Annotated in this window: 15 protein-coding genes; 13 read left to right on the top strand and 2 right to left on the bottom strand. The window is 54.9% G+C overall.

Translation table 11 applies throughout. From position 1 onward, the window contains the following. Positions 1 to 54: 54 nt before the first annotated feature. Positions 55 to 732, bottom strand: a complete 678-nt coding sequence (gene kdpE / locus B1H58_RS01175; RefSeq protein ID WP_085067599.1) for a two-component system response regulator KdpE — start codon at positions 730 to 732, stop codon at positions 55 to 57. Positions 733 to 1,006: 274 nt separating this feature from the next. On the opposite strand from kdpE, the gene B1H58_RS01170 reads away from it, so the two are divergent. From B1H58_RS01170 to nei, 11 genes are all read left to right on the top strand, one after another. Further along, a complete protein-coding gene (locus B1H58_RS01170) occupies positions 1,007 to 1,198 on the top strand; it encodes a YbfA family protein (RefSeq protein ID WP_085067598.1) in 192 nt (63 codons plus the stop codon). 173 nt (positions 1,199 to 1,371) lie between these two features. Then, positions 1,372 to 2,325: a YbgA family protein gene (locus B1H58_RS01165; RefSeq protein WP_085067597.1), complete on the top strand. Its 954-nt coding sequence runs from the start codon at positions 1,372 to 1,374 to the stop codon at positions 2,323 to 2,325. A 21-nt stretch (positions 2,326 to 2,346) separates the two neighbouring features. Continuing rightward, on the top strand, positions 2,347 to 3,810 hold the full coding sequence (gene phrB, locus B1H58_RS01160; RefSeq protein ID WP_085067596.1) for a deoxyribodipyrimidine photo-lyase: 1,464 nt from the start codon (positions 2,347 to 2,349) through the stop codon (positions 3,808 to 3,810). Next, positions 3,797 to 4,540 carry a type 2 GTP cyclohydrolase I gene (locus B1H58_RS01155; protein ID WP_085067595.1) on the top strand — a complete coding sequence of 248 codons (744 nt, stop codon included), beginning with the start codon at positions 3,797 to 3,799 and terminating at the stop codon, positions 4,538 to 4,540. Before phrB ends, B1H58_RS01155 begins: the two co-directional genes overlap by 14 nt. Positions 4,541 to 4,715: 175 nt before the next feature. Next, a complete protein-coding gene (gene pxpB / locus B1H58_RS01150) occupies positions 4,716 to 5,372 on the top strand; it encodes a 5-oxoprolinase subunit PxpB (protein WP_085067594.1) in 657 nt (218 codons plus the stop codon). Continuing rightward, complete coding sequence (gene pxpC, locus B1H58_RS01145) at positions 5,366 to 6,298, top strand: 5-oxoprolinase subunit PxpC (RefSeq protein WP_085067593.1); 933 nt, start codon at positions 5,366 to 5,368, stop codon at positions 6,296 to 6,298. Before pxpB ends, pxpC begins: the two co-directional genes overlap by 7 nt. Next, positions 6,288 to 7,028, top strand: a complete 741-nt coding sequence (pxpA, locus tag B1H58_RS01140; RefSeq protein ID WP_085067592.1) for a 5-oxoprolinase subunit PxpA — start codon at positions 6,288 to 6,290, stop codon at positions 7,026 to 7,028. The genes pxpC and pxpA overlap by 11 nt, the downstream gene beginning before the upstream one ends. 44 nt (positions 7,029 to 7,072) lie before the next feature. Continuing rightward, positions 7,073 to 7,801: a DUF969 domain-containing protein gene (locus B1H58_RS01135; RefSeq protein ID WP_085067591.1), complete on the top strand. Its 729-nt coding sequence runs from the start codon at positions 7,073 to 7,075 to the stop codon at positions 7,799 to 7,801. After that, positions 7,801 to 8,817, top strand: coding sequence for a DUF979 domain-containing protein (locus B1H58_RS01130; RefSeq protein ID WP_085067590.1), 1,017 nt, complete (start codon positions 7,801 to 7,803; stop codon positions 8,815 to 8,817). Before B1H58_RS01135 ends, B1H58_RS01130 begins: the two co-directional genes overlap by 1 nt. Before the next feature lie 7 nt (positions 8,818 to 8,824). Continuing rightward, positions 8,825 to 9,472, top strand: coding sequence for a pyroglutamyl-peptidase I (gene pcp, locus B1H58_RS01125; RefSeq protein WP_085067589.1), 648 nt, complete (start codon positions 8,825 to 8,827; stop codon positions 9,470 to 9,472). A 12-nt stretch (positions 9,473 to 9,484) separates the two neighbouring features. After that, positions 9,485 to 10,273, top strand: coding sequence for an endonuclease VIII (nei, locus tag B1H58_RS01120; protein ID WP_085067588.1), 789 nt, complete (start codon positions 9,485 to 9,487; stop codon positions 10,271 to 10,273). A 220-nt stretch (positions 10,274 to 10,493) separates the two neighbouring features. Here nei and B1H58_RS01115 read toward each other — a convergent pair whose 3' ends face one another. After that, the gene (locus B1H58_RS01115) at positions 10,494 to 11,777 is read right to left on the bottom strand and encodes a citrate synthase (protein ID WP_085067587.1); all 1,284 of its coding nucleotides are present in this window, start codon (positions 11,775 to 11,777) and stop codon (positions 10,494 to 10,496) included. A 621-nt stretch (positions 11,778 to 12,398) separates the two neighbouring features. Here B1H58_RS01115 and sdhC point away from each other — a divergent pair. Both sdhC and sdhD read left to right on the top strand, forming a co-directional pair. Next, the gene (sdhC, locus tag B1H58_RS01110; RefSeq protein WP_085072203.1) at positions 12,399 to 12,788 is read left to right on the top strand and encodes a succinate dehydrogenase cytochrome b556 subunit; all 390 of its coding nucleotides are present in this window, start codon (positions 12,399 to 12,401) and stop codon (positions 12,786 to 12,788) included. Continuing rightward, complete coding sequence (sdhD, locus tag B1H58_RS01105; RefSeq protein ID WP_085067586.1) at positions 12,782 to 13,129, top strand: succinate dehydrogenase membrane anchor subunit; 348 nt, start codon at positions 12,782 to 12,784, stop codon at positions 13,127 to 13,129. Before sdhC ends, sdhD begins: the two co-directional genes overlap by 7 nt.

The raw sequence follows: 13,129 nt of genomic DNA, 5'->3' as shown, positions 1-13,129 counted from the left end.
TCGCTACGAAAAAGGCGCTGAGGTTCAGCGCCTTTTTTTATGGCCAGCGTAGCGCTACGGCATAAAGCGATAGCCGATACCGGTTTCGGTAAGCAGGTGCGCCGGACGGGCGGGATCCTGTTCCAGCTTTTGCCGCAGATGGCCCATATAAATGCGCAAATAGTGGCTGTGTTCCACCGCGTTCGGCCCCCAGACATGGCTTAACAGCTGCCGCTGTGTCAGTACCTTGCCTGGATTATTCAGCAGCAGCGCCAGCAAACGAAACTCGGTGGGCGTCAGATGCAGTGTCTCACCATTACGCACAATATGATGCGCAGCCAAATCAACCTGAACCTGAGCGAAATGCACTACAGGATCCGGCGTCTGCAGCCCTGTCTTACGGCGCAACGCAACACGAACACGCGCCAGCAGTTCACCAACGCCAAACGGCTTAGTAAGAAAATCGTCTGCGCCAGCATCCAGCGCCATAATTTTGTCCTGCTCCTCGCTGCGTGCGGAAAGCACAATCACCGGGACGCTGCTCCACTGGCGAAAATCACGAATAAAGTCGATGCCGTCGCCATCCGGCAGGCCCAGATCAAGGATAACCAAATCGGGTTTGCGGGTTGCAGCCTCCATCAGCCCACGCTGTAACGTTTCGCTGTCATAAACCCGCAGGGCTTCGCTTTCCAGCGCCACGCGCAGAAAACGGCGAATCTCTTTTTCATCTTCAACAATCAGTACGCTGGTCAAAATGATGATTCCCCAACGCCATAAAGGAATGACGGAAAGCGCACTTTAGCAAAACCCGCTGCGTTTTGCGTGGCAATCTGTTTTTCTGGCACAAGACGATCACTTTAAATCAACATTTATGTAACTTTCTTACAGGTAAAATTCGGGAATGCACTTTTTTCCAGCAATTAAGTGGTCTGATGAGTAGTAAAATTACACAATGCGGCGTATGATGATTAACTAATGAACAATTATTCGCTGTTTAACCCTCCGGGAGGCCCAGGTGAGCTATTCAATGTACCCTCTGCATAAAATTATCCTGCGTCGCAGCGCTGTAGTGGTTATTGGCCTGCTGGCGCTTCCGGTTATGCTGTTTCGCAGCGATCGTGCACGCTTTTACAGCTATTTGCACCGTGTCTGGAGTAAAACCAGTACCAAACCCGTTTGGCTGGCGCAGGCTGAAGCCGCAGGCGGAGACATCTACTAGCCCTGGTTTTTTACCACGCCCGGTTCAGCATTGATGATAAGCGCTCAATAAGATCCCGCCCTGTTGGCGGGATTTTTTTTGCGTTGTACCACAGCATCGCTGGATTTTCGGTGCGTCATTCATCAGCTTCAGCTACACTTAAACTTATACAAGAAGTTAGGGGTTGTACAAGTATGAGTGAGAAAATCCCGGTAGGAATCAGCGCCTGTCTGTTGGGCGACAGCGTACGTTTTGATGGCGGACATAAACGGCTGACTTTTGCCACGCAAGAGCTGGCTCCCTACGTAAGCTATGAGCCCATCTGTCCGGAAATGGCGATTGGCCTGCCTGTGCCGCGTCCGGCCCTGCGTCTGGTTAAACATCAGGACGAGATTTCACTCTGTTTCAGCAAAAGCGGCGGCGAAGAGATTACCGCTCAGATGCGCGATTTCGCCACGCGGAAGGTTGCTGGGTTGCATCACTTGTGCGGCTATATTCTGTGTGCCAAATCACCCAGCTGCGGGATGGAACGGGTACGCATTTATGAACCCGACGGCAAGAATAACCGCAAAGAAGGCATCGGGATTTTCGCACAGGCGCTACAGCAGGAGATGCCCTGGCTGCCGATGGAAGAAGATGGACGTCTGCATGACGATACCCTGCGTGAAAATTTTGTCGGGCGCGTTTATGCGCTGCATGAGTTTAATCAGCTCTGGCGCGAAGGGCTGACGGCCCATAAGCTGATGTCGTTTCATACCCGCTATAAGCTGCTGCTGCTGGCGCATTCACAGCCGGAATATCGTGAGCTGGGGCCGTTTGTGGCGGCAATGAATGATTACGCCTCGCTGGAGGCGTATGCCGTTGAATATCGCAATCGACTGATGAAACTCATGAAGCATCCCGCCACGCGCCGCAATCACACCAACGTGTTAATGCACGTTCAGGGCTATTTTCGTCAACAGCTGACGTCGTCGCAGCGACAGGAGCTGGCCTCGTTGATCGATCGCTATCGTCAGGGAGTGCAGCCGCTGTTGGCCCCCATCACCTTGCTCAAACATTATATGAAAGAGTATCCGCACGAATGGTTGTCGCAGCAGCGCTATTTTGAACCCTATCCAGAGACGCTGCGCCTGCGCTACGGCCGCTGAGTTGAGCATACAGGAGAGGTTATGGCCACCCATTTGGTCTGGCTGCGCAATGATCTGCGTATCAACGACAACAGCGCGCTCTGGGCCGCCTGCCGTCAGCGCGATGCAAACGTCGTTGCGTTATTTATCGCTACGCCGCAGCAGTGGCGTCAGCATGATATGTCGCCGCGTCAGGCTGACTATATCTGGCACAGCCTGCAGCTTCTGCAGCAGGCGCTGGCGGCAAAAGGTATCGTTCTGCATTATTACCAGTGTGCTGACTTTAGCGCGTCCGTTGATTATCTGGCGGCTTTTTGCCGTGAGCAGCAGGTTGATGCGCTGTTCTATAACTACCAGTATGAGTTTAACGAGCGAGAGCGGGATGCGGCGACGGAGCGCAGGCTGACGCAGCAGGGCGTCACGGTACAGGGTTTTGATGACAGCGTTCTTCTGCCGCCGGGCAGCGTCCGTACCGGTAGTCAAAAAATGTATAAAGTTTTTACTCCCTTCAGTAAAGCTTACCTGCAGCGGTTGCGCATATCGTTGCCGGAGTGCCTGCCCGCGCCGGAACCGCGCAGCCAGACGCTGCCGCAGACATTACCTGCGTTAGCGCCCTTTGATTATCCGCGACAAGCGTTCGATCATCAGCTTTTTCCGCCAGGCGAAGCCGCGGCGCTGCAGCGTCTGCGTGCGTTTTGCAGACAGCCGGTGATGAGCTATCCAGAACAGCGCGATCTGCCTGCGCTGGACGGCACCAGCAGACTATCGGTCTGCCTGGCGACGGGAACCTTATCGCCGCGTCAGTGCCTGCATCGTTTACTGCACGAACAGCCGCAGACGCTGGAGCAGGGGAGGGCCAGAGTCTGGCTGAACGAATTAATCTGGCGAGATTTCTATCGTCATTTGCTGGTGGCTTTTCCGGCGCTGTGTAAAAACCAGCCCTTTATGACCTGGACGAAACAGGTTGCCTGGCAGGATAACCCTCACCATTTTACCGCCTGGCAGCAGGGAAAAACCGGCTATCCGATTGTCGATGCGGCGATGCGGCAGATGAACCGCACCGGCTGGATGCATAACCGGCTGCGCATGATTACCGCCAGCTTTCTGGTTAAAGATCTGCAGATCAACTGGCAACTGGGCGAACGCTATTTTATGTCGATGTTAATTGATGGCGACCTGGCCGCTAACAATGGCGGCTGGCAGTGGGCGGCCTCAACCGGCACCGATGCGGCGCCTTATTTCCGAATTTTTAATCCCACCACGCAGGGCGAGCGCTTTGACAAACAGGGCGAGTTTATCCGCCGCTGGCTACCGGAGCTGGCGAAGGTACCGGATAGTGCCATCCACGATCCGCACGGCTGGGCAAAGAAAAATCATCAGCGACTCGATTATCCGTCACCAATCGTGGAACATAAGGCGGCAAGAGAAAAAACGTTAGCTATTTTTGCTGCGGCGCGCAAAGCGTCCCATGTTATGCCCCTGGAGTCGATGAATGAACAATTTTGAACTGGAGAAAATCGTTAACCAACAGCTGAACAGCGCCGCCTTTAGCGACTATGCGCCAAATGGTTTGCAGGTTGAGGGGCGCGATGAAGTGCGGAAAATCGTAACCGGCGTAACCGCCAGCCAGGCGTTGCTGGATGAGGCGGTACGTTTACAGGCGGATGCGGTCATGGTGCATCATGGCTACTTCTGGAAAAACGAAGCGCCAGTGATTAAAGGCATGAAGCGCCGTCGCCTGCGTACCTTACTGGCGAACGATATTAATCTCTATGGCTGGCATTTGCCGCTGGATGCGCATCCGCAATTAGGCAATAACGCACAGCTGGCGCAGGCGCTGGATATTAACGTACAGGGCGAAATACAGCCGCTGGTGCCGTGGGGAGAGCTAAAGGAGAGCCTGAGCGGAGAGCAGCTGGCGGAGCGCATTAATCGCGTATTAGGACGTCAGCCGCTGCACTGTAGCGACAACGCGCCGCCGCAGATTCGCCGTATCGCCTGGTGTAGCGGCGGTGGACAGGGCTTTATCGACAGCGCTGCGGACTTTGGCGTGGATGCCTTTATCACCGGCGAAGTATCGGAACAGACGATCCACAGCGCCAGAGAAAACGGGCTGCACTTTTTTGCCGCCGGTCACCATGCCACTGAACGCGGCGGCATTCGCGCACTGGGCGAGTGGCTGGCAGCGCATCATCAGCTGGATGTCACTTTTATTGATATTGCTAACCCAGCCTGAGTTCCTTGCGATTTTCCCCTGACGGATCTTTTCCTGACGATGATGACGGCGTTTCCGTCGTCATTTTCGTGAATTCACCTGATGCAAAGCGGTTGACATACCTGCGTCATCTCATCATAACTATCTGCTCAAAATGAATAAGTTTGAGCTACTTAGTGATAACAGGAGGTAAGTTTTGCAAAGAGCACGTTGTTACCTGTTGGGGGAACGCGCGGTCGTGCTTGAGCTGGAACCGCCTGTTTCGCTGTTCAGCCAACAGCGAATTTGGGGATTAACCGAACGCCTGCGTGACTATCCGCAGGTGCTGGAAGCGATCCCTGGAATGAATAACCTCACTGTCATTTTGCGTGACCCACAGCATCAGGCGCTGGATGCGATTGAGCGTCTGCAGACCTGGTGGGAAGAGAGCGAAGCCGCAGTGCCGGAATCGCGCGAGGTCGCCATTCCGGTGGTTTATGGCGGTGAAGGCGGCCCCGATTTGGAGACGGTGGCGCGCCATTGTCAAATGACGCCGCAGCAGCTGGTTGAGGCGCACGCCGCCGGTGACTATGTGGTCTATTTCATCGGTTTTCAGCCCGGCTTCCCCTATCTGGGCGGGTTAGACAGCCGCCTGCACGCGCCGCGCCGCGATGAACCGCGCGTGCTGGTGCCTGCGGGTTCGGTGGGCATCGGCGGCAGTCAGACCGGTATCTATCCGCTGGCGTCGCCCGGCGGCTGGCAACTGTTGGGACGAACCACGCTATCGTTATTTAATCCTCAGCATCAGCCGCCCACGCTGTTGCGCCCGGGGGATAAGGTGCGCTTTGTGCCGCAGAAGGAGGGCGTATGCTGAAAATTATCCGTGCCGGGATCAATACCACGCTGCAGGACTGCGGTCGCAGCGGCTGGCGTCAGCTTGGCATTAGTGGCGGCGGCGTGCTGGATGAACCGGCGATGCGCACCGCAAACCTGCTGGTGGGCAATCCGCAAACAGCGGCGGTGCTGGAAATTACGCTGGGCCAGTTTTGTGCGGAGTTTGATCGCGACGGCTGGTTTGCATTAACAGGGGCTGGCTGCAATGCCGATATAGATGGTCGTCCCGCCTGGACCGGCTGGCGTCTGCCGGTAAAAAAAGGCCAGCGCCTGACGCTGTCGATGCCGGTACGCGGTATGCGCAGCTATCTGGCGATTAACGGCGGCTTTGATATTGCTCCGGTGCTGGGATCCTGTAGCACCGATACCAGGGCGGTATTTGGCGGCTGGCAGGGGCGGCGTCTGCAGGATGACGATCTGTTGCCGCTGGCGGCACCCACGCATGACTTCAGCAAAACCGCCGGTGTACGACAGCTGTTGTGGGGCAATCGCCTGCGCGCGCTGCCGGGGCCGGAATATCATGAGTTCAGTAAAGAGTCGCAGGAAGCGTTTTGGCGCGTTTCCTGGCGGCTCGATCCACAGAGTAACCGTATGGGTTACCGCCTTCAGGGGCGACCGCTGGCGCGCAACGTTAATCGCGAGCTGCTTTCACATGGCCTGTTGCCGGGCGTGATTCAGGTTCCCCATAACGGCCAGCCAATTGTGCTGATGGCCGATGCGCAGACCACCGGCGGCTATCCGCGCATTGCCTGTGTGATCGAAGCGGATCTTTATCATCTGGCGCAGATCCGTCTGGGCGAGCCGATCCACTTTATACACTGTACGCTGGAGGAGGCGTTACAGGCGAAGCGGCAGCAACAGCAGGTTATTGAGCGCATGGCATGGGGGCTGGAAGATGAAAATTGATTTAAACGCGGATCTGGGCGAGGGATGCAGCCATGACCGCGAGCTGCTGCAGTTAGTGACCTCAGCCAATATCGCCTGCGGTTTTCACGCGGGGGATGCGCAAACCATGCTGCAGTCGGTACGCTGGGCGCGGGAATTTGGCGTGGCGATTGGCGCACATCCCTCTTTTCCCGATCGGGAAAATTTTGGTCGCAGCGCTATGCAGCTGCCGCCGGAAACGGTCTTTGCCCAGGTGCTGTATCAGATTGGCGCGCTGAAAGCCCTGGCGGAAAGCGAAGGTGGAGAGCTGACGCACGTTAAGCCGCATGGCATGTTGTATAACCAGGCCGCGCGCGATGGGCAACTGGCGGATGCGATTGCCCGGGCGGTTAAGGCGGTGAGCCCTGAGCTGCTGCTGGTGGGGCTGGCGGGCAGTGAATCGATCCGCGCCGCGCAGCATCACGGATTGCGCACCCGGGAAGAGGTCTTCGCCGATCGCGGTTATCAGGCCGACGGCTCGCTGGTGCCACGTAATCAGCCGGGCGCGATGATTGAAGAAGAAGAACAAGCCATATCTCGTACCTTAAGCATGGTGCAGCAGGGAAGAATCGCCAGCGTTACCGGTGAGTGGGTAACACTGCGTGCACAAACCGTTTGTCTGCACGGCGACGGCCCGCATGCATTAACTTTCGCACGTCGCCTGCGTGACGCGTTTGCTGCGCAGCATATTGCTGTTAGCAGTGAAATCTGACAGTTCACCCCGGATCGTAGCGGGGTTTTTTAGCAGGAGATACTATGCAACCTCTGGTAAGCCTGTGGCCCCTGTTGGGGATCGCAGCCCTTGTTATCGGTTTTTTACTGCGTTTTAACCCGGTGCTGGTGGTGCTGCTGGCCGGTCTGGTCACTGGCTTCGCCGCGCATATGCCGCTGGCGGATATTCTGGAAAAGCTGGGCTCGGGATTCCTGAATACCCGTAACCTGCCGTTTATTCTGCTGTTGCCACTGGCGATAATCGGGCTGCTGGAGCGGCACGGATTAAAAGAGCGCGCCCAGGCGTGGATCGCCACAATTAAAACGGCCACCGCAGGTCGCCTGTTAATTATCTATCTGCTGGTGCGTGAAGCCACGGCGGCGCTGGGGCTAACCAGCCTGGGCGGACATCCGCAAATGGTGCGTCCGCTACTGGCACCGATGGCGGAAGGTGCCACAAAAAACCGTTATGGCGAATTGCCCGCTGAGGTGCGCTACCGTCTGCGCGCCATGTCAGCGGCAACCGATAACGTTGGGCTCTTTTTTGGTGAAGATATTTTTGTCGCCTTTGGTGCCATTATCTTCATGCATAACTTTATGCTGGAGTCGGGCGGTATCCACACCGAGCCATTGCACATTGCGCTATGGGGCATTCCTACAGCGGTTTGCGCCTTTATTATTCACGCTCTGCGTCTGCGTCGGCTGGACAGGAAACTGGCGGCAGAGCTAAGCGCGCTAAATCAGGCGGCGCTGCAGCAGAAGGAGGGCCGCTAATGTTTCAGCAACAGTATCTGTTTTCTCTGGCCGGGTTGGTTTTGCTGGTAGTGGCGCTGATGTCATGGCGTGATAAGGCCAATCCGCGACGTATTACCACCGGGCTATTCTGGGGCCTGTATGGCCTGATCTTTTTTATCGGTGACTGGGCATATCAACTGGCGACGCAGTTAACCGGATCCAGCGAGGCTGGTGCGCGTAATCTGCATATTTTTGTCGGCGTGCTGGTGACGTTAATGGGCGTGATTGCTGGCCTGGGCGGGCTAAAACTCGGGCGCTATCACCAGCGTAGTGAAGAAGAACGTCAGCAAAGCGCCAGCCGGCTGGGCAATCGCCTGTTCCTGCCGGCGCTCTCTATTCCGCTGGTTACGGTAGCGGGCGTGCTGGCGTTTAACCATATTGCCGGGCTGGAAACGCTGGTGTTCGGTACCGGTAACCACGCTACGTTGGTCACGCTCTTTTCAATGACCGTAGGCTGTTTGGTGGGCTGGCTGGTGGCACTGAAAATCAGCCATGAGCGCCCGGCGCAATCGTTGCAGGAAGCGCGCCGCCTGCTGGACTCTATCGGCTGGGCCTTTGTTTTGCCGCAGCTCCTTGCCACCCTGGGCTTGCTGTTTACCACTGCAGGCGTTGGCAGCGCGATCGCTCACCTCACCGGGGAATATCTGGCAGTGGATAATCGTATGATTGCCGTAGCGGTCTATGTAATCGGTATGGCGCTGCTGACCATGATTATGGGCAATGCCTTTGCTGCGTTTCCCATTGTCACCGCCGGTATCGGTATTCCGATCCTGGTGCTGCAGCACGGCGGCAACCCGGCTGTTATGGCCGCTATCGGGATGTTTTCCGGCTACTGCGGCACCCTGATGACGCCGATGGCGGCCAATTTTAATCTTGTTCCTGCGGCGTTACTGGAGCTGCCGGATCGCAATGCGGTCATCAAGGCGCAGACGCCTACCGGCGTGCTACTGTTAATTGTAAACATATTCCTGCTCTATTTCCTGATGTTCCTGTGAGGCAATAATGAGAACAGTACTGATTACGGCGTTTGAGCCTTTTGGCGGTGAGCGGATGAACCCTTCATGGGAAGCGGTGCGTCAGCTGCATGAGCGTATGCTGTGCGGTTTTCAGGTAGTAGCAAAAGAGTTGCCTTGCGTCTTTGGCGATGCGCTCACTACGCTTTACGCTGAAATGGAGGCGCTGCAGCCAGAATTAATTATTGCGGTAGGGCAGGCGGGTGGGCGCGCCGATATTTCCGTAGAACGCATCGGTATCAACATTAACGATGCGCGTATCCCTGATAACAAGGGTAATCAGCCAATTGATGAACCGATTATTCCCGGCGGCCCGGCCGCCTACTTTTCAACCCTGCCGATTAAGGCGATTGTTGAAGGGATACGTGAAGCTGGCATTCCCGCATCGGTATCGCAAACGGCAGGTACCTACGTCTGTAATCATGTGATGTATGGACTGCTGCATCGTCTTGCTCAACAGGGCAACGAGGTGCGCGGTGGGTTTATTCATATTCCTTATCTGCCGGAACAGGCGATTAACCATCCCGGTGCGCCGAGCATGGCGGCACAAACCGTCATTCTGGCGCTGGAAATGGCGATTACCATTGCGCTACGAACTGAACAGGATTTGCGTCTGGTTGGCGGCGCAACGCACTAACAGGATATCTCTATGCCAGAAGGACCCGAGATCCGTCGGGCGGCGGATCGGCTGGAAAAAGCCATCGCGGGCAAGCCTTTGACGGAGGTCTGGTTTGCTTTTCCGCAGCTAAAAACCTATGAAAACGCGCTAATTGGTGAAACGGTCACCGCCATTGAAACCCGAGGCAAAGCGCTGCTAACCCACTTTTCCAGCGGATTAACGCTTTACAGCCATAACCAGCTCTATGGCGTCTGGCGGGTGGTCAAAACCGGTAGCGAGCCGGCAACGCAGCGCATATTACGGGTGCGCCTCGGCTGCGCCGACCAAACGATTTTGCTCTATAGCGCGTCTGATATTGAAATGCACAACAGCGACACGCTGGCGGCGCATCCTTTTTTGCAGCGCATCGGGCCTGATGTTCTGGATCTGACACTTACCGAAGAAGAGGTGTGCGAGCGCCTGCTTTCACCGCGCTTTCGTCGGCGTCAGTTCAGCGGGCTGTTGCTGGATCAGGCTTTTCTGGCGGGCTTAGGCAATTACCTGCGTGTGGAGATTTTATGGGACGCAGCGCTGGCACCGCAGCACCGGGCGCAGGATTTAACCGGGGCACAGCTACAGCGCCTGGCGCATGCGCTGTTGGCGATTCCGCGTCACTCTTATCGGATGCGTGGCACCATGAAGAGCGCACACCACGGCGCGGCCTTTCGTTTTAAAGTCTTTCATCGGGCTGGCAAACCCTGTGAGCGCTGCGGCGGAATCATTGAGAAAAGCACGCTTTCATCGCGTCCTTTTTACTGGTGCCCCGGCTGTCAACATTAATCTGTTAGCGCCAATAAAAAAGGGCCCGCAGGCCCTTCAGACGCCGATGCTTAAGCGCAGGAGACAAGGACCAAAGAGCAAAGCGTCCCGCGCCAGGGAAGGCGCGGGCCGAGCTGGCAGGGATGCCGTCTTTTGCGTCTTTGCGAACGGACCTTGTCTCCCGCGCGATCACCGGAACAAATTTTAAGGGCCCGCAGGCCCTTTTTCTTTGGCAGGAAAGTTATTTCTGCAGCTGGGATTCAAACTCACGCTGTGCGTAACCGGTATAGAGCTGACGCGGACGGGCAATTTTCATGCCTTCGTCATGCATCTCTTTCCAGTGGGCAATCCAGCCAACGGTACGCGCCATGGCAAAAATCACGGTGAACATGGAAGAGGGGATGCCCATCGCTTTCAGAATAATGCCAGAGTAAAAATCGACGTTCGGGTAGAGTTTGCGCTCAATAAAGTATGGGTCGTTCAGCGCAATATGCTCCAGCTCCATCGCCACTTCCAGCAGGTCATCTTTCATACCCAGCTCGTTCAGCACTTCATGACAGGTATCACGCATAACCGTTGCACGCGGATCGTAGTTTTTATAAACACGATGACCGAAGCCCATCAGGCGGAAAGAGTCATTCTTATCTTTCGCACGCCTTACGAATTCCGGGATATGCTCTTTATGGCTAATCTCTTCCAGCATGCGCAGACAGGCTTCGTTTGCGCCGCCGTGCGCCGGTCCCCATAGCGAGGCGATACCGGCAGCGATACAGGCGAATGGGTTAGCGCCGGACGATCCTGCGGTACGTACCGTTGAAGTAGAGGCGTTCTGCTCATGATCCGCGTGCAGGATCAGAATACGATCCATGGCGCGCTCCAGCACCGGGTTCACTTTATACTCTTCACACGGGGTGGCGAACATCATATGCAGGAAGTTACCGGCATAAGAGAGGTCATTGCGCGGATAGACGAACGGCTGGCCAATCGAATATTTGTAACACATGGCCGCCATGGTCGGCATTTTAGAGAGCAAGCGGAACGCCGCAATTTCACGGTGACGCTCAATATTCACATCCATTGAGTCATGGTAGAACGCCGCCAGCGCGCCGGTCACGCCGCACATAACCGCCATCGGGTGCGAGTCGCGACGGAAGCCATGGAACAGACGGGTAATCTGCTCATGAATCATGGTATGACGCGTAACCGTGATGCGGAACTCTTCAAACTGTTCTGGCGTCGGCGCTTCACCATTCAACAGGATGTAACAGACTTCCAGATAATTGGAGTGGGTAGCGAGTTGGTCGATGGGATAGCCACGATGGAGCAGAATGCCTTCATCACCATCAATATAGGTAATTTTGGATTCGCAGGACGCAGTAGAGGTAAAACCAGGGTCAAACGTAAACAAACCCTGTGAGCCAAGGCTTCGGACATCGACAACATCCTGGCCCAGCGTGCCCTGTAGCACGTCCAGCTCAACAGGAGCTTCACCGTCAAGGGTGAGCGTCACTTTTTTATCAGCCATTTACAGTCTCCTTAGCGCCATATTTGTAGGATCTTTGACACCGAAGTTACCATCATGCTGCAAATTGTGTGAAGTAATTGCAGACTATCTACTCTGTGGCATGTTTTGCTTGCAGGGTACAGAGTGACGGGCGCAGTCGGAAGTTTCCGGCAGCCACGATGCTAATGCGTTCTGTGGTTGTTAAAGATCCGTGCTGGTCATTATGAATCTTAACTAATAACCTGATGCGTTTAGCAATTTATTTCATTACTGTTACATAACTTGCGTTGAGGGGTAAAGTGTATCCCCATAACTTTTGCGCATCATAGGATTTTCGTGCGTTAGTTTGTAACTGAATTGTTGAAGTTTTGTCAAATCAGATAATTAAATTTGTTTAAAATATGAAAATCGTGAGGTTGATCACTGTTCCACTTAAATCTCGCTAAAGCGTTTGTAGAGCAATTGTAATGAGAATGTGATCGTCCTATACTGCCGCCAGGTCTCCGGAATACCCTGACACCAGGAGCCACCCAGCGTTTTACCGCTTCAATTAACACTGGATGTTGCTGTTATGGTGCCGGTGCACGAGTCGTGTTCGGCTATCACCTTCAGGCCCGGAGGAAGCAAAATAAGAAAAGCTGTGTGGGCAAAACCGTGAAAAAACAAAGACCTGTCAACTTGGATCTCACTACGATCCGGTTTCCCGTTACTGCAATATCGTCCATTCTCCACCGCGTTTCCGGCGTCATTAGTTTTGTAGCCGTTGGGATCCTGCTCTGGTTACTCGGACTCTCGCTCTCCTCTCCTGAAGGCTTCCTGCAGGCATCTGCCGTAATGAACAGCTTTTTCGCTAAGTTCATTATGTGGGGCATTCTCACCGCCCTGGCCTGGCATACTGTTGGCGGCATTCGCCATATGTTGATGGATTTCGGTTACCTGGCAGAAACGCAGCGTGTCGGCAATCGCTCCGCACACTTCTGTTTCGCTATTACTATCGTGCTTTCAATTCTGGCTGGAGTCCTCGTATGGTAAGCAATGCTACTGCACTGGGTCGTAATGGCGTGCAGGACTGGCTGCTGTTACGTGCCACTGCAATCCTCATTACGCTCTACACCTTATATATTCTTGGCTTCATCATTGTGTCAGATACACTGACCTATGATATCTGGCGCGCCTTCTTCGCCTCTTCCTTTACTAAAGTCTTTACCCTGTTGACGCTGTTTTCTACCGTGATCCACGGCTGGATCGGCATGTGGCAGGTGCTGACGGACTATGTTAAACCTCTGGCATGGCGTCTGCTGTTGCAGTTGGTCATCGTTGTTACGCTGTTGGTTTATGCAATTTATGGAACTGTTGTGGTGTGGGGTGCGTGA

Source organism: Pantoea alhagi (assembly GCF_002101395.1).
Taxonomy (GTDB): domain Bacteria; phylum Pseudomonadota; class Gammaproteobacteria; order Enterobacterales; family Enterobacteriaceae; genus Mixta; species Mixta alhagi.
This window is presented reverse-complemented; position numbering and strand designations above follow the sequence as displayed.

Bases quoted from the DNA above. Each gene is read 5' to 3' on its own strand.
- B1H58_RS01115 (WP_085067587.1), bottom strand. From the start codon at position 11,777: ATGGCTGATAAAAAAGTGACGCTCACCCTTGACGGTGAAGCTCCTGTT.
- B1H58_RS01165 (WP_085067597.1), top strand. From the start codon at position 1,372: ATGAGTGAGAAAATCCCGGTAGGAATCAGCGCCTGTCTGTTGGGCGAC.
- pcp (WP_085067589.1), top strand. From the start codon at position 8,825: ATGAGAACAGTACTGATTACGGCGTTTGAGCCTTTTGGCGGTGAGCGG.
- B1H58_RS01155 (WP_085067595.1), top strand. From the start codon at position 3,797: ATGAACAATTTTGAACTGGAGAAAATCGTTAACCAACAGCTGAACAGC.
- phrB (WP_085067596.1), top strand. From the start codon at position 2,347: ATGGCCACCCATTTGGTCTGGCTGCGCAATGATCTGCGTATCAACGAC.
- nei (WP_085067588.1), top strand. From the start codon at position 9,485: ATGCCAGAAGGACCCGAGATCCGTCGGGCGGCGGATCGGCTGGAAAAA.
- B1H58_RS01170 (WP_085067598.1), top strand. From the start codon at position 1,007: ATGTACCCTCTGCATAAAATTATCCTGCGTCGCAGCGCTGTAGTGGTT.
- B1H58_RS01135 (WP_085067591.1), top strand. From the start codon at position 7,073: ATGCAACCTCTGGTAAGCCTGTGGCCCCTGTTGGGGATCGCAGCCCTT.
- pxpA (WP_085067592.1), top strand. From the start codon at position 6,288: ATGAAAATTGATTTAAACGCGGATCTGGGCGAGGGATGCAGCCATGAC.
- pxpC (WP_085067593.1), top strand. From the start codon at position 5,366: ATGCTGAAAATTATCCGTGCCGGGATCAATACCACGCTGCAGGACTGC.
- sdhD (WP_085067586.1), top strand. From the start codon at position 12,782: ATGGTAAGCAATGCTACTGCACTGGGTCGTAATGGCGTGCAGGACTGG.
- B1H58_RS01130 (WP_085067590.1), top strand. From the start codon at position 7,801: ATGTTTCAGCAACAGTATCTGTTTTCTCTGGCCGGGTTGGTTTTGCTG.